Below are 21,999 nucleotides of genomic sequence, written 5' to 3' on the forward strand. Positions count from 1 at the left end.
CCAACCGATTGTACCACACACACCATTTGGAGGCAAGCAATGATCGATATCTCCGTCTCGAACCTGTCCAAAGAGTTCGAGGTAGGCAAAAAAATATTGGACGGCCTCACCTTCCAGATCGACCAGGGGGAACGGGTGGGTTTGCTGGGCAAAAACGGCGCCGGCAAGACCACGGTGTTCAAAATCCTCACCGGCGAAATGGACTGGGATGACGGTGAGGTCCACATCGCCCCCGGCAAGGGGGTGGGGCTTATCTCCCAGATCCCCGTCTATCCGCCGGAGTACACGGTGGAGGACGTGCTCCAGACCGCTTTCCAGCGGCTTCACGACATGGAGCGGGAGATGGAGGAGCTCACTATCCGTATGGGCCGGGACAGCGACCCGGCTCTGCTGCGGCGGTACGATGCCCTCACTGCCGCCTTTGAGGCGGGGGGCGGCTATGATACCATCACCCCCCTGAACAAGGTGTGCAACGGCCTGGAAATTTCCCAGGATATGAGAGGTCAGCTCTTTTCCTCTCTGTCCGGCGGCGAAAAAACCCGGGTCAACCTGGCCCGGCTCATTCTGGAGGACACCGATATCCTGCTGCTGGACGAGCCCACCAACCATCTGGACCTCCGGGCTACGGAGTGGCTGGAGGAATATCTGGACAAGTATAAAGGTACTGTCCTTGCCATCTCCCATGACCGCTGGTTTCTGGACCGGGTGGTCAAGCGGGTCATTGAGATCCAGGACGGCAAGGCGGAGTTCTACGAAGGCAACTACTCCTTCTATGTGGTGGAGAAAGAGCACCGCTATCAGGAGCAGCTGAAGCGGTACGAGAAGGAGCAGGCCAAGATTGAGCAGCTGGAGAAGGCCGCCCAGCAGCTGCGGATCTGGGCCTACTCGGGCAACGACAAGATCTTTAAGCGGGCCCAGTCCATGGAGAAACGGATTGAGCGCCTGCGTACCACCGACAAGCCCGCCAAGGAGCGCCGCCTGGACATGAAGTTCGGAGAGCGGGAGTTCCGCGGGGACGAGGTGCTTACCATCAAGGAGCTGAAAAAGTCCTTTGACGGGCGCACCCTCTTTGACCACGTCAATCTGGAGGTGGTGGGAGGTGAGCGCATCGCCCTGCTGGGGGATAACGGCACCGGCAAATCCACCTTGCTGAAGATTTTGCTGAAGGAGGAGGAGCCCGACTCCGGAAAGTTAAAGATGGGGCCAACTGTAAAGGTGGGTTACCTGCCCCAGATCATCCACTTCTCCCACCCGGAGCGCAACCTGGTGGACACTATGATCTACGATCAGGACTGCTCCACTCAAACCGCCCGCAACCGGCTGGCCGCCTTTAACTTCCGGGGAGAGGACGTGTTTAAGCCGGTGTCCGCCCTGTCCGGCGGCGAGCAGAGCCGCCTGCGTCTGTGTATGCTGATGGACGAGCAGATCAACCTGCTCATCCTGGATGAGCCCACCAACCACCTGGATATTGCCAGCCGGGAGTGGATCGAGGAGGCGGTGGCGGAGTACGAGGGCAACCTGCTCTTCGTATCCCATGACCGCTACTTCATCAAGCAGTTCGCCACCCGCATCTGGATGCTGGAGGACGGGCACATCACCGACTTCCGGGGCACCTTTGAGGAGTTCCGGGCCGCCCGGGAGCGGGCCAAGGCCCAGGCTGCCGCCCCGGTGAAGGCGGAGCCGGAGAAGCCCAAGAAGGAGAAGCCCAAGCGCCCCGGCGGCACCAAGGAGCTGGAGAAGCAGGTGGCCGCGGCGGAGCGGGCGGTGGCCAAGGCGGAGGAGCGGCAGTACGAACTGTCCCTGAAGGCTGAGGAGGTGGCCTCCAACTACCTGGAGCTCCAGAAGGTGTATGAGGAGCAGAAGGCGCTGGAGGACGAGATCGCCACCCTGTACACCAAGTGGGAGACCCTGGCCGCGGAACTGGAAGAGGCCAGAGGATGAGACGCGGAAAACAGTATTACCGCCCCTACGGAGGGCGCAGAAAGCCGGTATGGCTGCTGGCTCTGCTGACGGCTGTGCTGGCTGCTCTGCTGAGTTTTGCGGTGCTGCTGGGTGTGGTGTTGTCTGGCGCCCACGACAGTATTACCGGAGAACCCAAGGTGATGGTGATCCTGGGCTGCAAGGTGGAGTCCTGGGGGCCGTCTATCCTGCTCCAGGACCGGCTGGATAAAGCCCTGGACTACCTGGAGGACCACCCGGACCTGACCATCGTGGCCTCAGGCGGGCAGGGCCCCGACGAACACCAGAGCGAGGCCCAGTGTATGTGCGACTATCTGACCGACCACGGGGTGGATGGAAACCAGATCCTGCTGGAGGACCAATCCCACAACACCTGGGAAAACATCCGCTTTACCCAGGCTCTGCTGGTGCAGGAGGGGATCGATACCAGCCAAGTGCTGGTGGTATCCAACGGTTTCCACCTGACCCGGGTGCGGATGCTGTGGGACAGAGCATGGGAGGGGGACTATACCCTGTCCACCCTGGCGGCCCCCAGCTCCCACATTCCATCCCGGCTGAAGATGTACATCCGGGAGCCGTTGGCTCTGGTCAAGTCCTATTTCTTTGACAGGTGATATAATTTGGATATGCAGCAAAAACTAAGCGCCCTGGACCTGCGTTTTGCCAGTATCGAGGCCCAGCTGGGGGCAGGGGAGACCTATAACGACCCGGTCCTGGTGGCCAAACTCAATAAGGAGCAGCGGGAACTGGAGCCGGTGGTCACTGCCTGGCGGGCCTATACCCGCCGTCAGCAGGACCTGAAGGACGCGGAGGAGCTGATGGGCGATCCCGACATGAAGGAGCTGGCCCAGGAGGAGTATCAGCAGGCCAAGGAGGACATCGCCAAACTGGAGGATGAGATCCGCATCCTGCTGCTGCCCCGGGACCCCAACGACGGCAAAAACGTCATCGTGGAGATCCGGGCCGGAGTAGGAGGGGAGGAAGCGGCACTGTTTGCCCACTCCCTGTTCCGGATGTACTCCATGTACGCCGACGCCCGCCGCTGGAAGGTGGAGGTAGACTCGGTGAATGAAACCGAGCTGGGCGGCGTCAAGGAAATCTGCTTTACCATTGAGGGAGACGGGGCCTACTCCCGCCTGAAATTTGAAAGCGGAGTACACCGGGTCCAGCGGGTGCCCGAGACCGAGTCGGGCGGGCGCATCCATACCTCCACTGCCACCGTGGCGGTGCTGCCCGAGGTGGACGAGGTGGACTTTGAGCTCAACCCCGCCGACATTGAGATGCAGGTGTTCCGCTCCTCCGGCGCGGGCGGACAGCACGTCAACAAGACCTCCTCTGCTGTGCGGCTCATCCACAAGCCAACCGGCACGGTGGTGGAGTGCCAGCAGGAGCGCAGCCAGTTTCAGAACCGGGACAAGGCCATGCAGATCCTGCGCTCCCGGCTGTATGAGGAGAAGGTACGGGAGCAGGAGGAGTCCCTGACGGCGGAGCGCCGCAGCCAGGTGGGCACCGGAATGCGGAACGAGCGCATCCGTACCTACAATTTCCCTCAGGGACGGCTCACCGATCACCGCATTGGCCTGACCCTGTATAAGCTGGAGAATGTGATGAACGGCGACCTGGACGAGATCATCGATGGACTGGTTACCGCTGACCAGGCCGAGCGGCTCAAACACAGCCAGGAGGAATAAACGGGAGGCATCCCGGAATCCTAGAAAAGGAGCACTGACCATGGAACTGATCATTCATTTCAATACCCTGCCGGAGGGGCTGACCCTGGATCTGGTACGGGACGATCTGGCGAACCTGCTGGAGGACGACGGCTGGCTCACCGGCTCGGGCGCCGACTATCTGGAGCTGGAGCTGGAGGACGAGAAGGTCAACCCCAAATACGGCATTCTCACCGTGAAGGGCTATCTGCAAAAGGCCAAATTCGCCCCCGATACCACCATTGAACTGGCGGGCACGCCGGTGGGCATCTACGAATAACAAAGGAGACTTGGGTATGAAAAAGGCCATTGGCATCCTGCACATCCTGTCCGGCGCCGCCCTGCTGGCGGCAGGTATCCTGACGGTGGTACAGAAGGACCGCCGTCGCCGCCGCCGTCATCGGTTTTGAGAAAGCGGTGAGGAAGGATGCATACCCTGCGTTTGAATGATAAGCAGATCGGGGAGGCGGCGGACATCCTCCGCCGGGGCGGCCTTCTGGGCATTCCCACCGAGACGGTGTACGGCCTGGGGGCCAACGGGCTGAACAGCGAGGCGGTAGGTCACATTTTTGCGGCCAAGGGCCGTCCCCAAGACAACCCGCTGATTCTTCATATCCCCACCGCCGACTGGCTGGAGCGCTACTGCGAGGACATCCCGGAGGCGGCCTATGCCCTGGCCGACAAATTCTGGCCCGGTCCTATGACCATGATCCTCAAGCACAAGCCCATTGTGCCTGCCGCTGTTACCGCCGGACTGGACACAGTGGGGATGCGCTGCCCGGCCCATCCGGTGTGCCGGGCTATCATCGCTGCCGCGGATGTGCCGGTAGCTGCCCCGTCGGGCAATACTTCCGGCCGGCCCAGCCCCACCAATATGGCGGATATGCTGGAGGATATGGACGGCAAGATCGACGGCATTGTGGACGGCGGCCCCTGCTCCGTGGGGGTGGAGTCCACCATTATCGACCTGACCGAGCAGCCGCCCAGGCTGCTGCGTCCCGGCGGCATCACCCTGGAGCAGCTGAAGAGTGTACTGGGCGAGGTGGCGGTGGACCCGGCGGTGACCCGGCTCATGGGTGCCGGGGAGCAGCCTAAGGCCCCCGGCATGAAGTACCGCCACTACGCACCCAAAGCGCCGGTGACGGTGGTTCAGGGCGCGCCTGAGACGGCGGCCCGATACATCCAGACCCATATGGCCCCCGGCGACGGGGTGATCTGCTTTGACGAGTATACCCATCTGTTTGAGGGCCACCCCCTGGAGCAGCTGGGCCCCAGCACCGACGTGCCCGAGCAGGCCAGACGGGTGTTCGACGCCCTGCGTTGGTTCGACGGCACCGACGTGACCCACATCTGGGCCCAGTGTCCCGACGCCACCGGCATCGGTCTGGCGGTGGCCAACCGGCTCAACAAGGCGGCCGGATTCCATATCATCCGGGCTGATCAGCCCGATTAACGAAGATGGCCGTGTTTTCACGGCCATCTTTTTTCAAAGTGTTGAAAGGATTCCGTCCTTTGGTTCGTATTCAGGGTGAAACCAAATGAAGTAAGGAGGAATCACCATGAAGAAAATCCTGATGGGTACCGCCATTGCCGCTCTGGTGCTGACGGTGGGAGTGACCGGCGCCTTTGCCGCCGGGGGGCGAAATTACGTGGACGCCAATGGTGACGGGATCTGTGACAACCGGGGGAACTATTGCCGGTTTGCAGATACCGACGGCGATGGGGTGTGTGACTACCATGGTACAAGCTGCCGGTATGGCGGCGGGTACAGTGGACACAGCTGCCACGGCGGCGGCCATCACGGCTGGTAACAGGTCCGGCTGAGCCGGAGGGGAGGTGAGGGTGTCCATGCGAAGTGAAGAGGAGACCAATCAGGCGATGGAGCGGTATGGGGATACCGTTCGACGGCTGTGCATGATCCATCTGAAGAATGAGGCGGACACCCAGGACATCTTCCAGACGGTGTTTTTGAAGTATCTGCTCCACGACAAGCCCTTTGAAAGCGGCGAGCATGAGAAGGCCTGGTTCATCCGGGTGACCCTCAATGCCTGCAAGGACCTGCTCCGCAGCTTTTTCCGCAGAAATACCGTGCCTCTGGAGGAATTGACCGGCCAGGCCGACAAGCTTACCGGCCAGGGGCAGGAGGTGTTGGCCGCTGTGCTGGCGTTGCCCCAGAAGGAGCGGCAGGTGGTATACCTCCACTACTACGAGGGCTATACCGCCCCGGAGCTGAGCCGCCTGCTGGGTAAGAACGTGAACACCATCTACACCACTCTGGCCCGGGCCAGGGCGCACCTGAAGGAAACGCTGGGGGGTGAGGACCATGGATGAGCAGATCCGGGAGGCCTTTGGGCAGCTTTACGCCGGAGAAGCCATGAAGGAAAATACCCGGGCCGCCCTGGACCGGGCGCGGAGCCGCCGCCACCGGCCTGTGGGCTACCTGGCCGCGGTGGCAGTCTGCCTGGTGCTGCTGTTGGCGGGGCTGGGTGGATACCGTTACTACTTTACACCAACCACCTATCTCAGCATCGACATCAATCCATCCCTGGAACTGGGGATCAACCGGTTTGACAAGGTGGTGACCGTTCGCGCCTGGAATGAGGACGGTCAGGAGCTGGCCGACAGCCTGGACCTGAGATTGATGGACTACCAGGAGGCCCTGGAACAGCTGGTAGCCAGTGAGAGCATTGCCGACCGGCTGGCGGCAGGTGAGCTGTTGTCCATCACCGTGGCGGGGGAGGATGAGGCCCAGTGCAGCCGTCTGCTGGCGGGGGCGGAGGACTGTACCGCCGGGCAGGAGAATGTCCAGTGCCATCATGGGGATGCGGAAGCGCTGGAGGAGGCCCACCATGCCGGGCTGTCCCTGGGCAAGTACCAGGCGTTTCTGGAACTTCAGGCTCTGGACCCCACTGTGACGGCGGAGGATGTGGCGGGGCTGACCATGCGGCAGATCCGGGACTGGATTGGATCGCTGGAGCAGGGAAACGTTGTAGAGAGTGCCCCGACGGGGAACGGCCACGGCCATCACCACGGCTGGTCCGAGCATGAATAGCGATAAAATCGGGACGGCGAGTGAAAATTCGCCGTCCCGATTCTTCGCTTTTGGAAAAAATCGTTTTCCAAAGGGGCGGAACTTGTGGTATACTAATTAGGCTACGGATGTGGAGAAGCCGCCACAATTTACAAATCGCTCACACACCATACCGATAGTGTGGTATACTAACTGCTGGAGGCGAAGGACATGAAACGCATCGGCATCACCGGCCCCACCGGAGCGGGTAAGACCACCGCCCTCAACGTATTGACCGAACTGGGGGCCCATATCATTGACGCCGATCAGGTGTATCATGACCTGCTGGCCCACAGCGCTCCCATGGGGGACGCCCTGACGGCCCGCTTCGGTTCTGCTATCCTGGATGAGACGGGGCAGGTGGACCGGAAGGCCCTGGGCAGTGTGGTCTTTGCCGATCCCACCGCTTTGGCCGACCTGAATGCCATTACCCATCGATTTATCATCGAAGAGATCGACCGGCAGGCCGCCCAGGCAGAGACGGACGGACGGACGGCGGTAGCCATCGATGCCATCGCTCTCATCGAGAGCGGCGTAGGGGAGACCTGCGACGCGGTGGTGGGCATTCTGGCTCCCAGGGAGATCCGTATCCGCCGCATCATGGCCCGGGAGGGTATCCCGGAGGACTACGCCCGTAAGCGGGTGGATGCCCAGCAGGGGGACGGTTTTTTCCGTACCCACTGCACCCACATTCTAGAGAACCAGGGCACAGCGGAAGAATTCGCCCAAAAGGCCCTGGCTCTGTTTCAGACGCTGATCCCATAACGTTTATCATAAAGGAGGACTCTCACATGGAAGAGAAACAAAAGACCGCCGGTGAGCTGCGGCGGGAAGCCCTGCTCTATCAGCCCAAGAATGGCTATGACCGCCTGAATCCTGCGGAAGAGGCGGATCTGAACGCATATTGTGAGGATTACAAGAAGTTCCTGGACGCCGGCAAGACCGAGCGGGAGTGCGTGGACGAGACCGTCCGCCTGGCCGAGTATCACGGCTTCAAGCCCTTTGTCCGTGGTATGGCCCTCAATCCCGGCGACAAGCTGTACCGGGTGAACCGGGGTAAGGCCATCATGCTGGCTGTCATCGGCAGCAAGCCCCTCAGCGAGGGCGTCAATATCGGCGCCGCCCACATCGATTCCCCCCGCCTGGACCTGAAGCCTAACCCCCTCTATGAGGACGCTGAGCTGGCCTTCTTCAAGACCCACTACTACGGCGGTATCCGTAAGTATCAGTGGGTCACCATCCCTCTGGAACTCCACGGTGTCATTGCCCTGAAGGATGGCGCCACCGTAAAGGTGTCCATTGGCTCCTCTGAGGGCGAGCCCCGCTTCACCATCGATGACCTGCTGCCCCACCTGGGTGCTGAGCAGTCCAAGAAGCCTCTGGGCGAGGCCATTCCCGGCGAGAGCCTGAACCTGCTCATCGGCAGCCGTCCCTTTGCCGGTGACGAGGGCTCCGACCGGGTGAAGCTGGCTGTTCTGGACCTGCTCAACCAGAAGTACGGTATTACCGAGGAGGACTTTATCTCTGCCGAGCTGTCCGCCGTGCCCGCCTTCAAGGCCATGGATATCGGCTTTGACCGCTCCCTCATCGGCGCCTACGGCCACGACGACCGGGTGTGCGGCTTTGCCGCCCTGGCTGCCCTGTTTACCCTGGGCACCCCCGCCCGCACCGCCGTGTGTATGCTGGCCGACAAGGAGGAGATCGGCTCCGAGGGCGTGTCCGGTATGCAGTCCGCCGCCTTCGATACCTTCATGAGCGATCTGTGCGACGCCCAGCGGGTGACCCTGAAGGCCTGCTATGAGAAGTCCTTCTGCCTGTCCGCCGACGTGACCGCCGCCTTCGACCCCAACTTTGCCGACGTGTACGAGAAGCGCAACAGCGCCAAGGTCAACTACGGCATGGGCCTGTGCAAGTACACCGGCGCCCGGGGCAAGTCCGGCGCCTCCGATGCCTCCGCCGAGCTGGTGGCCTATGTCCGCCGTGTGCTGGATCAGAACGGTGTGGTGTGGCAGATGGCCGAGCTGGGCAAGGTGGACGCCGGCGGCGGCGGCACCGTGGCCTGCTATATGGCTGAGCGTGACATCGACACCATCGACGCCGGCGTGCCTGTTCTGTCCATGCACGCCCCCTTCGAGACCGTGTCCAAGCTGGACTGCTATATGACCTACAAGGGCATGAAGGCGGTCTACGAGGCTCAGTAAGTAAAATAAATGAACACGGGGAGCCCCCGGCCATCAGGTCGGGGGCTCCCTGTTTGTTTGCCCGGACGGCGAAAAAAGAAATTCTACAGATTGATATACAAGGATAAATATGGTATACTGCTTCCAGCGAAAATAAAAATGGAAATGGAGTGGATCCCATGAAAAGACGCAGATTCTTGTCCCTGATGATTTCTGTGCTTCTGTTGACTGCGGCCTTTGTGCCGGCTGGAGGCGTTGCCCAGGCGGCGGGCAGCGAGATCTCCGTGTATGTGGACGGGGAGAAGTTGACCTTCGATCAGCCGCCCATCGCCCAGAACGGACGGGTGCTGGTGCCGCTCCGGGCCATCTTTGAGGCGCTGGGCGCCGAGGTGGAATGGCTTCCGGAGGATCAGGCTGTAGCTGCCCAGAAGGGGGATACCTTGGTGGTCATGCAGCTGGGCAACAACCGATTTGCCAGGAGCGTGGGCGGCGGAGACAGTGTGGTCTACGACCTAGATGTGCCGCCCATTGCCCTGAATGGCCGGACCCTGGTGCCTGTCCGGGCGGTATCCGAGTCCTTTGACTGCAATGTGGAGTGGGATGGAAGCACCCAGACTGTGACGGTTTCCTCTGAGAAGTGGATCGACGGCTCCAACGCGGCCACAAACGGCTATATTCACAACGGCGTGCTCTATTACTCTTTTATCTATCAGCCGTATATCTACGCCTACGACGGCGCGGCCACCAGAACCTACGCCTCCGGAGGAGCGCCCCTGGGGATCGTGGTGAACCGGAATCAGATCTATTACATCAACCGGGATAATCAGACCGTAAACGCCATCAATATGGCCGACGGACAGCGGAAAACCGTGTTTGCCAAGCTGAGCAAGGTCTCCGATTTCTCCATCTGCGGGGATAAAATGGTTATCATCGGCTTTGAGGGGGAGACACAGCGTGTTTACAAGCTGGATCTGTCTTCGGGCGCCTCTCAGGTGCTCTATACCCGTCCCGATGCGGGCCGCCTGATCGTGGAGGATGGCAGTGATTTTGCCCTGTGGAAGCAGTATCTGTTTGTGGTGGAGGGCATTTCGCCCCTGCTCAGCGGCGAGTCCAGCTGCAAAATCCTGATGATCGACACAAATACCGGCACGTCAAAGGAAATCTGCAACATCAAAGGCACCGTGACCCAGCTGGGGCTCAAGAACAGCAGCTATACGCACAGATATGTGGCGGCCGGGGTCAAATTTGATCAGGAGAATGCCTACTTCGGGATCAAGTTTTCCCGGAATGAGGATACCAGCAATTACTACGGTGCTGAGTATTTTACGGAATACTATCAGATCAGCCTTGGCAGTGGGGCCGCTTCTAAAATCACGGAAAGCCAGTTTAACAGCGCTGAGGATCTGTCCTCCGTGCGTACCGGCGAATGGACCTATGGAAGCGACGGCTCCAGGGTGTACCGGACCAACATCAATACCGGCATTACTGAAACCCTGCTGTCCGGTGAAAATTATTACTACATCACCAATGACGGCCAGTGGGTTGCTGTGTTGAAAGCCAAGAGCGCGGGGGCGGGTACACCTACTGCCACCAAGGGATATCAATATGCCGAGATGTATGTGATGGATGGGGACGGAAATAACCTCCGCACCATCAACTCCTATACCAATTCCTCCAATACGTCCTCTCCTGTGGGGGAGATGGATGTCAACGGCCTGCCCCAGGAGAGCTGTGCCGTCTGCGGTGGCAGCGGAATGGTGACCTGCCCCTATTGTAGAGGCACCGGCCAGGGCCAGTCCATCTCCATTATGGGAATGGATACCCCTCAGGGCTGTACCTACTGCGGCAGTACCGGTCGGCGGCTGTGCATCGGCTGCGGCGGCTCCGGCGTGAAGAACTGAAACGGGATAAAATAGAGAGGCAGGACATTACGTCCTGCCTCTCTATTTTATCCGGGGGCGGCGCTGCGGCAGCGGGTGACCTCAAAGCCGCCGGTGGAGGTGCGTCCTCCCGCCAGAGTGCGGGCGGCGTAGTCGTTGAAATGCCACCACTCCGACTCCAGGGGCGTCATGCCCGCCTTGCGGAAATAACTCCGCAGGGCCAGAGCCGGGTCATTCATGGTGGAAGCCAGGGTTGTTTCGCCGGGACCGGTGGTGGAGGCCGCCGCCATGCTCAGTTCATGGATGGGGGTGGGCATTTCGTACTCCTGATAGTCCACCGGTACCAGATAGGTGTGGCCGCCGGTGGTACGGGTCTCGGTGCGGGATACCTTCACCAGGCTTACATCCAACGCAAAACCCTTCTGGTGATTGGAGTAGCCGGTGTTGATGAAGTAGGTCATGGACCAGGGCTTTGTGGTGATGCCCGCCTTGACCTCAGGATCACGCTCCGCCAGGGCGGTCAGGGCCTTGACCACCGCCCGCTGGGCGGCATAAGGCCGGTAGGCCTCGTATAGCTTCAGACTGTTGCCCTGGGACAGGGCCTTTTGCTAGGCGGCGCAGATCTTTTTGGCGGTGGCGTAGAGCACCGGCATGAGGAACTGCTCCTCATCAAAGCGAGGGTTATACACCTTGCCCTGGTAGAGGGCCTGGCCGGTGATACCGGGGATATCTTTGCCTGAACTGGTGTACCGGGAGGAATAAGCGTTGGTGGCGTCATATACGATAGAAGGGACCACGTCGGGCAGATTGATCATGCACAGGCGATGGTCTACCCAGCCGGTTCCGTAGCCAGAGGACACCTTCCACCAGTTTCCCTTTTCCCCCAGGATGGTAAAGGAAGCACCGGCAGGGAGCACTGCGGCGGCTCCGGCTGTGGGGCGGCGCAGGCGGCCAGACCGGCCAGCAGGGCCAGGGCGCACAGCAGAGCAGCGGCGCGTCTCATCATACCCATTCTCCTTTATTGTTCCAGCATCTCAACCACACGGCTGAGCACAGTGGCGGCCTCGGCCCGGGTGGAGGTGGCCAACGGCATCAGAGCATTGCCGCTGCCGCCCTGGAACAGCCCGGCAGCGGAGGTGCGGGCGGCGGCTTCCAGAGCCCAGAAGGCAATGTCGCCGTCATCGGCAAAGCCCAGGCCGTTTTCGTCGGGCAGGTCCAGGCAGCGGCCGATGATGGTCATCATCTCCTGCCGGGTAATGGGTCGATCAGGGGCAAAGGTGTTTTCATCGGTGCCAGCCACCAGACCCAGTCGGGCGGCCTGATGGATGTAGTCGGCGGCCCAAGTGCCTTCCACGTCAGCAAAGAGGGGCTCCTCCACACCTTCGGGTGCCTGAGGCAGAGCATTCTTCTGCGCCAGGGCAGTGTACAGCATAGCGGTAAATTCCGCACGAGTCACTTGGTCGTCAGGACGGAAGGTGTCTCCGTCGGTGTGGAGCTCCACCCCCAGGTCCTTGAGTGCGGCCACTTCTTCCCGGCACCAGTGGTAAGCCACGTCGTCAAAGGGAGACTGGTACTCCAGCAGAGCAAAGCCGTAGTCCAGCAGGGCGGCACTGTCGGTGTGGCGGGTCTTGTCGTTGGAGGACTTCATTACCACGCTGATGATGCGGCGGCCATTTTTCACAGCGGTGGCACTGAGACAGTAGCCAGCGGCGGTGATGGTGCCCGTCTTGAAGCCGTCCGCGCCGTCATAGGCGTAGTCCAGGCCGGGCAGCAGTTTGTTGGTGTTGGGGTACCATTTTCCATTGAAGGAGACCCCGGTGAGGGAGGTATAGTCCAGAATCTGAGGGAAGCGATGGATGAATTCCCGGACCAGAGTGGCCTGGGAGCGGGCGGTGAGATAGTGGACGTGAGCGCCGTGGGAGCTTTCATATTCCGCTGTCATACCCAGGCGCGTGGCGGTCTCATTCATCCGCTGGACAAAGGCCTCCTCACTGCCGGAGATATACTCAGCCATAACGATGCAGCTGGCGCTGGCGAAGGGATCATAATTAGTTTGAGCAGGGTGTCTACCGATACGGAGGACCCGGCGGGCAGGGGAACAGAGGCGGGATAGTTCTTACCGTCCCGGGATTTTTGGGCGTTCTCGGCACTGATGGGTACCATGGTGTCCAGTGTCAGGTTGCCGGCCTCCAGCTCCTCAAAGATGATGTAGGCCGTCATAACCTTGGTCATGGAGGCGGGGACCCGCATGGTATCGGCATCCTTTTCATAAAGGATGGCGCCGGTATCATAGTCCATAACGATGGCGGCCGCGGCGGTGATGTTCGGCTTTTCCGGTTCCGGCGCGGCCACAGCTGCCGTACTGAGCAGCAGAGAGAAGATCAGAAGCAGAGAAAGAATACTCATGGAACGACGGGATTTGCTGCACGACATATCGCTCATCTCCAATTCCGGCGGCACATGAACCGTTTGGTATTGCAATCAGTATGGCATATCCAAAAGTCTTTGTCAAATGACAGTACCGCTGGGAATAAAACTGTTCCTGTGATTTTTTCAACTGGAGGGAAAAAGGATGGAAAAACTCCGCCGGATATGATATGATAAAAACTAACCGCCCTGACGCAGTATACCGCGTACAGGGGCGATGTACCGGGGACGAACTCATTTTCAAACGGGTTTCGATTCCCAAAAATCGTGAATGGAGGAAGTCGTTTTGAGCTATTTGATGGCCATCCTCATGGGGATTATTCAGGGTGTGGCGGAGTTTCTGCCCATCTCCAGCTCCGGCCACCTGGCCCTGTTTCAGCAGTTCTTCGGCATGGAGAACATGGAAGAAAAGTACATGATGTTTACGGTCATGCTCCACTTTGGTACCCTGATCTCGGTGCTGGTGGTCTACTGGAAGGACGTGGTGGAGATGATCCGGGAGTTCTTCCTGGGCATCGCCGCCCTGGCAGGGAAGGACACCGGCACTCCGCCGCCTCCCGCCCGGCGGATGGTAATGCTCATTATCATCGCCACCCTGCCCCTGTTTGTGATGGTGCTGCTCCAGGATGCGGTGAACGCCCTGTTTGCCAGCTCCATTATGGTGTCCATTGCGCTGCTGGCCACCGGCTGCATCCTTTATTTCTCTGACCGGCTGGCGCATGGCCGTAAGACTGCCAAGAACGCCACCGTGGTGGATGCCCTCATCGTGGGCTGCGGCCAGGCTCTGGCGGTGATCCCCGGCCTGTCCCGCTCCGGTACCACCATCTCCGTAGGTATGATGCGGGGCTTTGACCGCTCCTTCGCCGTTCGTTTCTCCTTCCTTCTGTCCATGCCTGCCATCGTGGGCGCCAATATTCTGGAGCTGAAAGACGCGGTGGAGAGCGGCTTTGCCATGGCTGAACTGCCCATGTATCTGGTGGGCGTGGCCGTAGCTGCCGTGGTGGGCTACTTTGCCATCCGGCTGGTCAAGACCCTGTCCGACAAGGGCAAGTTCGGCAAGTTCGCCTACTACTGCTGGGCGGTGGGCCTTGGCAGCCTCATCGCCGGCATTGTGAAAACCGTTATGATGTAAATCGGTACCGCCCACCTGTGGGCGGGAAACCCGACCCTGAAAGGATCTGATACCATGGCCACCGCAAAGAAGAAAAGCACCGGAGGGAAGCGGACTGCCTCTTCCAGCCGGTCCTCCTCTTCCCGCACCACATCCAGCCGCAAAAAGCCCGCCCCCCGCCCGGTCCGGCGGGAGGTGGGGGCCGTGGTGTGTTTGTTACTGGCCATCTTCGCTGCGCTGGGCTATTTCCACATCCAGGCCATCTTCATCGACTTCTTCTGCGGGCTGGTGAAAGGGCTGATCGGCTACGGCTATCTGCTGCTGCCTCCCATGCTGTTGGTGGCCAGCGGTATCCTGGCCTTCCACCGGGGACGCCCGGTGCGGCTGCGGGTGTGGTGCGCCCTGCTGCTGCCGGTGCTGGCAGGCGGCTTCTTCCACCTGCTGCTGGCCCAGGGTGCCTATGCCTGGGATATGAAGCTGCCTGAACTGCTCTGGAAACAGGGCGAGGCTTTGGCCAGCGGCGGTGTGATCAGCGGTGTGATTGCACTGGGTCTCACGGCTGTGTTCAGCAAGATCGGCGCCGGTATCATTTTTGTGCTGCTGGCTGTGATCCTGGTAATGGTATGCTTCCATATTTCCCCCACCGATGTGGTGGACAGGCTTCGCAGCCGTCCGGAGTACGAGGAGGAGGAGATCCCCGAGCCCCGTCCCCGCCGGAAGAAAGCCGAACGTGAGCCGGAACCTGTCCGGGAGGGCCGCAGACAGCAGCCCCAGATTGATATTCCGGTGGATGACGGACCTCTGGTGGGCAAGCGCCGGGAACCCAAGCCCATCGAGAAGAAGGAGCGCTTTTTCAATCGCAAGCCCTCAGTGCCTACCCCCGATCAGGTGCTGGCTGGCAATGCCCAGGCCCAGCCCGAGGAGGAGGCGCCGGAGGAGGTTCTGCCCTTTGCCGCGCCGGTGGAGATCCGGCATGAAGCCGTCCAGCCCCAGCCTGTGGTCCAACCGGAGCCGGAACCCGTTCCGGAGACTCAGCCTGTGCCTGAGATCGTGCGGGAGCCCGCCGTGCCCCCCACCTCCGCCAAGGCCCGCCAGAGGGAGGAGACCGCCCAGGCCGCCGCCGAGGTGGCCCAGGACATTGCCCGAAGCCTGGAGGAGGAGCCCGCGGTTTACCAGTATCCCCCCGTCTCCCTGCTGACGGAGGGGGAGGGGGTATCCAGCTCCGACGTGGCGGGGGAGCTGCGGGCCAACCAGGCCCGCCTCAGCGATACCATCCGCTCCTTCGGCATCGACGCCAACATCTCCAATGTGACCCGTGGCCCGTCTGTTACGCGGTATGAGTTGGAACTGGATCAGGGCGTGCGGCTCAACAAGCTGACCAATCTGGCTGACGATATCGCCCTGGCTCTGGGGGCCACCGGCGTGCGGATCGCCCCCATTCCCAACCAGATCTCCATGGTGGGCATCGAGGTGCCAAATCGACTGGTGTCCCCGGTATACATCCACGACGTGATCGACTCCCGGGAGTTCCGGGACAACCCCTCCAAGGTGTCCTTTGCCGTGGGCAAGGACATCGGCGGCAACAATATTGTGGGCAATATCGCCAAGCTGCCCCACCTGCTGATCGCCGGTACTACCGGCTCCGGTAAGTCGGTGTGTACCAACTCCCTCATTATCTCCCTGCTGTACAAGGCCACCCCGGAGGAGGTCCGCCTCATCATGGTGGACCCAAAGATGGTGGAGCTGGGCATCTACAACGGCATTCCTCATCTGCTCATCCCGGTGGTTACCGACCCCAAGAAGGCCGCCGGTGCCCTCCAGTGGGCGGTGGTGGAGATGATGAAGCGGTACCGGGCCTTCTCTGAGATTGGTGTCCGGGATCTGGCCAGCTACAACGCCCATGCAGCCAAGACCGACGACATGGAGAAGATGCCCCAGATCGTGGTGGTCATCGACGAGCTGGCCGACCTGATGCTGGTGGCCGCCAAGGAGGTGGAGGAATCCATCTGCCGGGTGGCTCAGATGGGCCGTGCCGCCGGTATGCACCTGATCATTGCTACCCAGCGTCCCTCCGCCGACGTGATCACCGGCCTGATGAAGGCCAACATCCCCAGCCGTATCGCCTTTGCCGTGGCCTCCTCGCTGGAGTCCCGCATCATCCTGGACACCACCGGCGCGGAGAAGCTGGTGGGCCGGGGCGATATGCTGTACTTCCCCCTGGGTTCCGGTAAGCCTCAGCGTGTTCAGGGATGCCTCATCTCCGATGAGGAGGTGGCCGCCGTGGTGGGCTTCATCAAGCAGAACAGCGGCGGGGCCGAGTACGATCAGGAGATTATGCACGACATCGAAAAGCACGCCGCCGAGAAGGAAAAGGGCTCCAAGGGCGTGGGCGGCTCCGCACCCGAGGATGTGGGAGACGACTACGACGAGCTGCTGCCTGCCGCCATCGAAGTGGTGGTGGAGACCGGCATGGCCTCGGTGTCCATGCTCCAGCGGCGGCTCAAGCTGGGCTATTCCCGTGCCGCCCGCCTGGTGGATCAGATGGAAGAGAAGGGGGTCGTTGGCCCCTTTGAGGGTTCCAAGCCCCGCCAGGTACTCATCACCAAGGAGCAGTGGCAGGAGATGCAGTTCAGGCAGGACATGGCCAGCGGCGCGCCGGAGCCGGTGCCCGACGAGCTGGAGTTTGAGGGGGACGCCATTCCCCAGAGCCGGGATATGCCCCCCTTTGATATGGAGTGATGGGAATGGAGCAGTTTGTAATCCGTCCCGCCGACGAGGGGGCCGGTGAGGCCATCCACGCCGGACTGCGGGCCTATAACCGGAAGTTTGTGCCGGATACGGCGGATCTGTCCCTGGTGGTTATCGACCAAGCCGGGCGGATCATCGGCGGCTGCGATGCCTTCCGGATGGGGGAGCTGGCCATGCTGGATGTGCTGTGGGTGGCAGAGGACCACCGAGGCGCCGGTCTGGGCGCCTGCATCCTGGAGCAGCTGGAGGAGAACGCAGCCCGGCAGGGCGCCAAGCGGCTGGAGCTGAATACCTTCGGCTTTCAGGCCCCCCGCTTCTATGAGAAGATGGGCTACCACCGCTTCGGTGCGGTAGAGCAGGGGACCGGCAGCTACGGCCACTATTTCTATGTCAAAGAGCTGTAATCAAATCAAACAAGAGGAGCGCAGTCGCCGGACTGCGCTCCTCTTGTATGTATGGGTAAGGGTTTGTGGGAGATCAGAAGTTGACTTCTTCACCGTAGTAGATGCAGGTGAAGAGCTTGGCCATGGTCTCGGGATCGATGGGACGGGGGTTGGAGCCGGTGCAGGCGTCGCCCACCGCGTTGGTGGCGATGGCGGTCAGCTTCTCCTTGAACTCGTCCTCGATGATGCCGAAGTCCTTCAGGGTGTTGGGGATGCCCATGGCGTCGTTCATGGAGCGGATCTTGGCACGCAGGCCCTCCACACACTCCTCCACGGTACCGGTGATGCCCATGGTCTTCGCGATGTCAGCATAGCGCTCCGCCACGCCGGGCGCTTTCGCGTTGTAGGCGATGACGTAGGGCAGGTACATGGCGTTGGCCAGGCCATGGGTGATGTGGCCGGTGGAGAAGGCGGCGCCGGTCTTGTGGGCCATGGAGTGAACGATGCCCAGCAGAGCGTTGGAGAAAGCCATACCGGCCAGGCACTGACCGTAGTGCATCTCCTCACGGCAAGTCATGTCGCCGTTGTAGGACTTGATGAGATCATGGTTCACAATGTCAATGGCCTTCAGGGCCAGAGGATCGGTAAAGACGGTGTGCAGGGTGGACACATAGGCCTCGATGGCGTGAGTCAGAGCGTCCATGCCGGTGTGAGCCACCAGCTTGGGGGGCATGGTTTCGGCCAGAGCGGGGTCGATGATGGCCACGTCGGGGGTGATGTTGAAGTCGGCCAGAGGATACTTGATGCCCTTCTGATAGTCGGTGATGACGGAGAAGGCGGTGACCTCGGTGGCAGTGCCGGAGGTAGAGGGGATGGCGCAGAACTTGGCTTTCTGACGCAGCTCGGGGAAGGAGAAGGGGGTGATCAGATCCTCAAAGGTGGTCTCGGGGTATTCATAGAAGGCCCACATTGCCTTGGCGGCGTCGATGGGGGAGCCGCCGCCCATGGAGATGATCCAGTCGGGCTGGAATTCCCGCATCACGGCAGCGCCGCTCATGACGGTCTCCACAGAGGGATCGGGCTCCACGTTCTCGATGAGCTTGGTCTCAATACCGGCTTCCTTCAGATAGGCAACCGCCTTGTCCACAAAGCCGAACCGCTTCATGGAGCCGCCGCCCAGCACCAGTACTGCGCGGGTGCCCTTCAGATTCTTCAGATTTTCCAGGGCGTTGGGGCCGTAATAGATGTCTCTGGGAAGGGTAAAACGGGACATGGTAAATACCTCCGTATGTCTCATTAAATTTTGATCGTTAAATGTTTAACGATCTTACGACCCCTATTATGGCACATTGTTAATTCTTTGTCAATCCATGAAGAAGAAACTATTCGTTCCAAACTTTTGGTTCTACCAATTTCCACAAAAAAGCCACAGCAGGCATACAACTGTACGCCTGCTGTGGCTTTTATCATAGAACCAGGGTGCCGTTTTCGTCCTCCAGAAGAAGGAGAATGTGCCGCTGCTTGCCGGTTTGGGCGTTGACGTAGATGAGAACATGGGTGCCGTCCTGGGCCTGGCACTTGAATTCGTGGCATAATACCTCGTATTCGCCGCCGGTGGGGATGAGAGCCAACTGGTGGGAGAGAACGGTGAGGGAGTCGTCCACCAGGGCCTGGGCGGTCTGGGCGTCCACGGCGGGGGAGGACAGGTCCCGGCTGCCGTGGTGGGTCAGGTAGCCCGCCGCCTCAAAGCCCACCACCTCGCCGGTGTCCAGGGCCACCGACACCTTCACCAGATCGGGGTAGCAGTAGACGCCGTTCTCCACCGGGGCAAAGTTGATTGCCAGCACTCCGTCCTGTTCCATGAAATAGCTGGGGGCCATATTGGCGTAGCCTTTTTCCGCCAGGAAGGCGGCGGCTTTTTCACAGCCCTCCGTCCGGCTGAGCACCGGCTCTCCGGCGGTACGGGAGGAGAATACCTCCAGGATCTGTCCGCCCTGACAGGTGACCTGGATATAGAGCTGGCCGCCGTTCACCATGGCGGTAAAGCCGTAGGAGGGCAGATTGCCCTCGGACTTGGCGGTGAGAGTGAATACCTCAGGCCGCAGGTCCAGGAAGACAGCGGCGGCCTCTCTGGCCTCCTCCTCGGTGACCTGGGGCAGGCCCTCCAGCATCCGGGGGGTGCGGCCGTCCAGGTGCTGGGAGAAGGGGCCGTCGTAGATCAGGGTGGGTACCTCGGGGAAGTCGGACTCCACGCTTTGGAAGGCGGAGCCGCCGTTGACCTGACCGCTGCCGTCCTCGGCCGCCAACCGTTCACGGGCCTCCGCCAGATCCTCCGGCCGGATGGCCCCGGCGCTCAGCTGGGCCTGGAGGGTCTCCAGGGTGAGGGAGAGTTCGCCGGCCGCCTCGGACAGCTGGAACAGGGCGTCTCGGTGCTCGTCGGTGCATACCAGCTCCGCTGAGGTCCCCTGGGCCAGGGCCATGGCGTAATCTCCCGCCCGGGCCAGGAAGGCGGCAGTCTGTTCCAGCTCCACATTACCGTAGGGCAGCTCGCCCAGAGCAGCCTGGGCGGCCTGGGCTTTGGAGTAGGCCTGGGCGCACAGGGAGGCAAACAGGGCGGGGGAGGTGGCGTGGCTCATTTTGGTCAATGCCACCTCCAGTTCTCCCGTGGCGGTGGTCAGCTCGGCAAAGGCGTGCCGGTATCCGTTGTCCAGCAGCTGCCGGTACTGAGCGGCCCGGACGTGGCCCTGGACGGCGAAGCCGGCGGTAATGACAAAGGCCGCCGCCAGAAAGCTGACAGCCAGCACCCGGATCTTCTGTTTTGACATAAAAACGCCCCCTTTTCCTCTAGTATGGGGAAAAGGGGGCATACTATGTGACACTTATTTTGCCAGCTGAGCCATACCCAGTCTGACGCGGCGGAGGGTCTCCTCCTTGCCCAGAATGTGGCACAGCTCCACCGCGCCGCCGGGGGTGACCGCTTTGCCGGACAGGGCGGTACGCACCGGCCACATGATGCGGCCGTTCTTCAGCTCCAATTTCTGAGCCAGGCCGATGAGGGCGTCATGGATGGCGTCATAGGTCCACTCAGGCAGATTCTCCAGCACGGGCAGCACCTGCTCCAGGGCCTCCAGGGAGTTCTCCTCGTTGGTCTTCATCTTCTTGTGGCAGTAAAGCTCATTGGAGTACTCGGGCAGGGCGTCGAAGAAGTCCACCTGAGGAGCGATGTCCAGCCAGGTGTCGCACCGGGGCTGCACCAGGGGAGCGATCAGCTTCAGGTCGATGCCCTCGGTCTTGACGGCTTCCTTCAGGTAGGGCTCGGCACCCTCATAGAAGGCCTCGGGGGAGAGGGAACGGAGGTAGTTGGCGTTAAAATACTTCAACTTCTCGATGTCGAAGATGGCGGGGGACTTGGAGATGCCGTCGGTGTCAAAGATATCAGCCAGTTCGGCCAGAGTGAAGAACTCCTGCTCGGCGTATGCGCCCTTGGGGGACCAGCCCAGCAAGGTGACGTAGTTCACCACCGCCTCGGACAGATAGCCCATGGCGATCAGGTCCTCGTAGGAGGGGTCGCCCTTGCGCTTGCTCATCTTGTTGTGCTGGTCCCGCATAACGGGAGAGCAGTGGATATAGGTGGGCACCTCCCAGCCGAAGCCCTCGTACAGCAGGTTGTACTTGGGAGCGGAGGACAGGTACTCGGAGCCGCGGACCACATGGGTGATGCCCATGAGATGGTCGTCGATGACGTTGGCGAAGTTATAGGTGGGCAGACCGTCCCGCTTCATGAGCACCTGGTCGTCCAGGGTCTTGTTCTCCACGGTAATGTCGCCGAACACAGCGTCGGAGAAGGTGGTGGTGCCCTCAGCAGGGATGCGCTGGCGGATGACGTAGGGCTCGCCGGCGGCCACTCTGGCCTTGGCAACCTCCGGGTCCAGATCCCGGCAGGGATCAGCGGCCCGGTCAAAATCGCCGGAGTCCTCCTCGGATTCGGTCTTTTCACAGAAGCAGTAGTAGGCGTGACCCTTCTCCACCAGCAGCTCGGCAAACTTGCCGTACAGGTCACGGCGCTGGGTCTGGATGTAGGGGCCCACAGGGCCGCCCAGATCGGGACCCTCGTCCCAGGTCAGCCCGCACTTGCGCAGGGTGTTGTAGATGACGTCGGTGGCGCCCTCTACCAGACGGCCCTGGTCGGTGTCCTCGATGCGGAGAATGAATTTACCGCCGTTGTGACGGGCGATGAGCCAGGTGTACAGGGCGGTACGCAGGTTGCCGACGTGCATATAGCCCGTGGGGGAAGGGGCGAAACGGGTGCGCACGCCGTCGTGGGGGATGCGGCCCTCCAGTTCCTCAAACCAGTTCAGATCCATACAGATCCCTCCGTTGAACAAAATACCCGGGTGACGGGTGTCAAATCGTAACCTTTATTCTACCGTTTCAGCCCTAGAATTGTCAATAGTGCGGCCCTGTTATTCTTGTCAACCGCCGGGAAATGTGGTATTATATCGTCAACTATGCAGAAATCTCTTGACAAGGGT

21 protein-coding genes are annotated in these 21,999 nt (G+C 60.9%); 14 read left to right on the forward strand and 7 right to left on the reverse strand.

Annotation, left to right across the window (positions count from 1 at the left end; all coding sequences use genetic code 11):
- The first annotated feature begins 39 nt into the window (after positions 1-39).
- From abc-f to B5G40_RS02115, 11 genes are all read left to right on the forward strand, one after another.
- On the forward strand, positions 40-1,941 hold the full coding sequence (abc-f, locus tag B5G40_RS02065) for a ribosomal protection-like ABC-F family protein (RefSeq protein ID WP_087398593.1): 1,902 nt from the start codon (positions 40-42) through the stop codon (positions 1,939-1,941).
- Positions 1,938-2,573: a YdcF family protein gene (locus tag B5G40_RS02070; RefSeq protein WP_087398594.1), complete on the forward strand. Its 636-nt coding sequence runs from the start codon at positions 1,938-1,940 to the stop codon at positions 2,571-2,573. The genes abc-f and B5G40_RS02070 overlap by 4 nt, the downstream gene beginning before the upstream one ends.
- Before the next feature lie 12 nt (positions 2,574-2,585).
- The gene (prfA, locus tag B5G40_RS02075) at positions 2,586-3,650 is read left to right on the forward strand and encodes a peptide chain release factor 1 (RefSeq protein ID WP_087398595.1); all 1,065 of its coding nucleotides are present in this window, start codon (positions 2,586-2,588) and stop codon (positions 3,648-3,650) included.
- 40 nt (positions 3,651-3,690) lie between these two features.
- Entirely contained in the window at positions 3,691-3,948 is a 258-nt protein-coding gene (locus tag B5G40_RS02080; RefSeq protein WP_087187077.1) for a hypothetical protein, read from the forward strand.
- A gap of 147 nt (positions 3,949-4,095) precedes the next feature.
- Positions 4,096-5,121: an L-threonylcarbamoyladenylate synthase gene (locus B5G40_RS02085; protein WP_087271519.1), complete on the forward strand. Its 1,026-nt coding sequence runs from the start codon at positions 4,096-4,098 to the stop codon at positions 5,119-5,121.
- A gap of 106 nt (positions 5,122-5,227) precedes the next feature.
- Positions 5,228-5,479 (forward strand): hypothetical protein, encoded by a 252-nt coding sequence (locus tag B5G40_RS02090; protein ID WP_087398596.1) that lies wholly within the window; start codon positions 5,228-5,230, stop codon positions 5,477-5,479.
- 37 nt (positions 5,480-5,516) lie between these two features.
- Positions 5,517-5,999 carry an RNA polymerase sigma factor gene (locus B5G40_RS02095; protein WP_087398597.1) on the forward strand — a complete coding sequence of 161 codons (483 nt, stop codon included), beginning with the start codon at positions 5,517-5,519 and terminating at the stop codon, positions 5,997-5,999.
- Positions 5,992-6,720, forward strand: a complete 729-nt coding sequence (locus B5G40_RS02100) for an anti-sigma-I factor RsgI family protein (RefSeq protein ID WP_087398598.1) — start codon at positions 5,992-5,994, stop codon at positions 6,718-6,720. The genes B5G40_RS02095 and B5G40_RS02100 overlap by 8 nt, the downstream gene beginning before the upstream one ends.
- 189 nt (positions 6,721-6,909) lie before the next feature.
- Positions 6,910-7,503: a dephospho-CoA kinase gene (gene coaE, locus B5G40_RS02105; protein WP_087398599.1), complete on the forward strand. Its 594-nt coding sequence runs from the start codon at positions 6,910-6,912 to the stop codon at positions 7,501-7,503.
- A gap of 26 nt (positions 7,504-7,529) precedes the next feature.
- Entirely contained in the window at positions 7,530-8,939 is a 1,410-nt protein-coding gene (locus tag B5G40_RS02110) for an aminopeptidase (protein ID WP_087398600.1), read from the forward strand.
- A 158-nt stretch (positions 8,940-9,097) separates the two neighbouring features.
- Entirely contained in the window at positions 9,098-10,819 is a 1,722-nt protein-coding gene (locus tag B5G40_RS02115) for a stalk domain-containing protein (RefSeq protein ID WP_087398601.1), read from the forward strand.
- A 47-nt stretch (positions 10,820-10,866) separates the two neighbouring features.
- Here B5G40_RS02115 and B5G40_RS02120 read toward each other — a convergent pair whose 3' ends face one another.
- The 4 genes from B5G40_RS02120 to B5G40_RS02135 all read right to left on the reverse strand — a co-directional run bounded on the left by B5G40_RS02120 (position 10,867) and on the right by B5G40_RS02135 (position 13,231).
- Entirely contained in the window at positions 10,867-11,334 is a 468-nt protein-coding gene (locus tag B5G40_RS02120) for a hypothetical protein (RefSeq protein ID WP_087398602.1), read from the reverse strand.
- A 72-nt stretch (positions 11,335-11,406) separates the two neighbouring features.
- Positions 11,407-11,778, reverse strand: a complete 372-nt coding sequence (locus B5G40_RS02125) for an SH3 domain-containing protein (RefSeq protein WP_158099469.1) — start codon at positions 11,776-11,778, stop codon at positions 11,407-11,409.
- A gap of 38 nt (positions 11,779-11,816) precedes the next feature.
- Entirely contained in the window at positions 11,817-12,812 is a 996-nt protein-coding gene (locus B5G40_RS02130) for an S-layer homology domain-containing protein (protein ID WP_087398604.1), read from the reverse strand.
- Complete coding sequence (locus tag B5G40_RS02135) at positions 12,764-13,231, reverse strand: D-alanyl-D-alanine carboxypeptidase family protein (protein WP_206407198.1); 468 nt, start codon at positions 13,229-13,231, stop codon at positions 12,764-12,766. Before B5G40_RS02135 ends, B5G40_RS02130 begins: the two co-directional genes overlap by 49 nt.
- Before the next feature lie 280 nt (positions 13,232-13,511).
- On the opposite strand from B5G40_RS02135, the gene B5G40_RS02140 reads away from it, so the two are divergent.
- From B5G40_RS02140 to B5G40_RS02150, 3 genes are read left to right on the forward strand one after another with little or no spacing between them, the layout of a single operon-like run.
- On the forward strand, positions 13,512-14,357 hold the full coding sequence (locus B5G40_RS02140; protein WP_242959137.1) for an undecaprenyl-diphosphate phosphatase: 846 nt from the start codon (positions 13,512-13,514) through the stop codon (positions 14,355-14,357).
- A 54-nt stretch (positions 14,358-14,411) separates the two neighbouring features.
- Complete coding sequence (locus B5G40_RS02145; protein ID WP_087398606.1) at positions 14,412-17,075, forward strand: DNA translocase FtsK; 2,664 nt, start codon at positions 14,412-14,414, stop codon at positions 17,073-17,075.
- 5 nt (positions 17,076-17,080) lie between these two features.
- A complete protein-coding gene (locus B5G40_RS02150) occupies positions 17,081-17,488 on the forward strand; it encodes a GNAT family N-acetyltransferase (protein ID WP_158094640.1) in 408 nt (135 codons plus the stop codon).
- A 73-nt stretch (positions 17,489-17,561) separates the two neighbouring features.
- Here B5G40_RS02150 and B5G40_RS02155 read toward each other — a convergent pair whose 3' ends face one another.
- From B5G40_RS02155 to gltX, 3 genes are all read right to left on the reverse strand, one after another.
- Entirely contained in the window at positions 17,562-18,740 is a 1,179-nt protein-coding gene (locus tag B5G40_RS02155; protein ID WP_087187869.1) for an iron-containing alcohol dehydrogenase, read from the reverse strand.
- Between the two features lie 193 nt (positions 18,741-18,933).
- Entirely contained in the window at positions 18,934-20,292 is a 1,359-nt protein-coding gene (locus B5G40_RS02160; RefSeq protein ID WP_087398607.1) for a PepSY1/2 domain-containing protein, read from the reverse strand.
- Between the two features lie 54 nt (positions 20,293-20,346).
- Positions 20,347-21,831, reverse strand: coding sequence for a glutamate--tRNA ligase (gltX, locus tag B5G40_RS02165; RefSeq protein ID WP_087398608.1), 1,485 nt, complete (start codon positions 21,829-21,831; stop codon positions 20,347-20,349).
- Positions 21,832-21,999 lie beyond the last annotated feature (168 nt).

Source organism: Flavonifractor sp. An9, assembly GCF_002161245.1.
GTDB lineage: Bacteria > Bacillota > Clostridia > Oscillospirales > Oscillospiraceae > Flavonifractor > Flavonifractor avicola.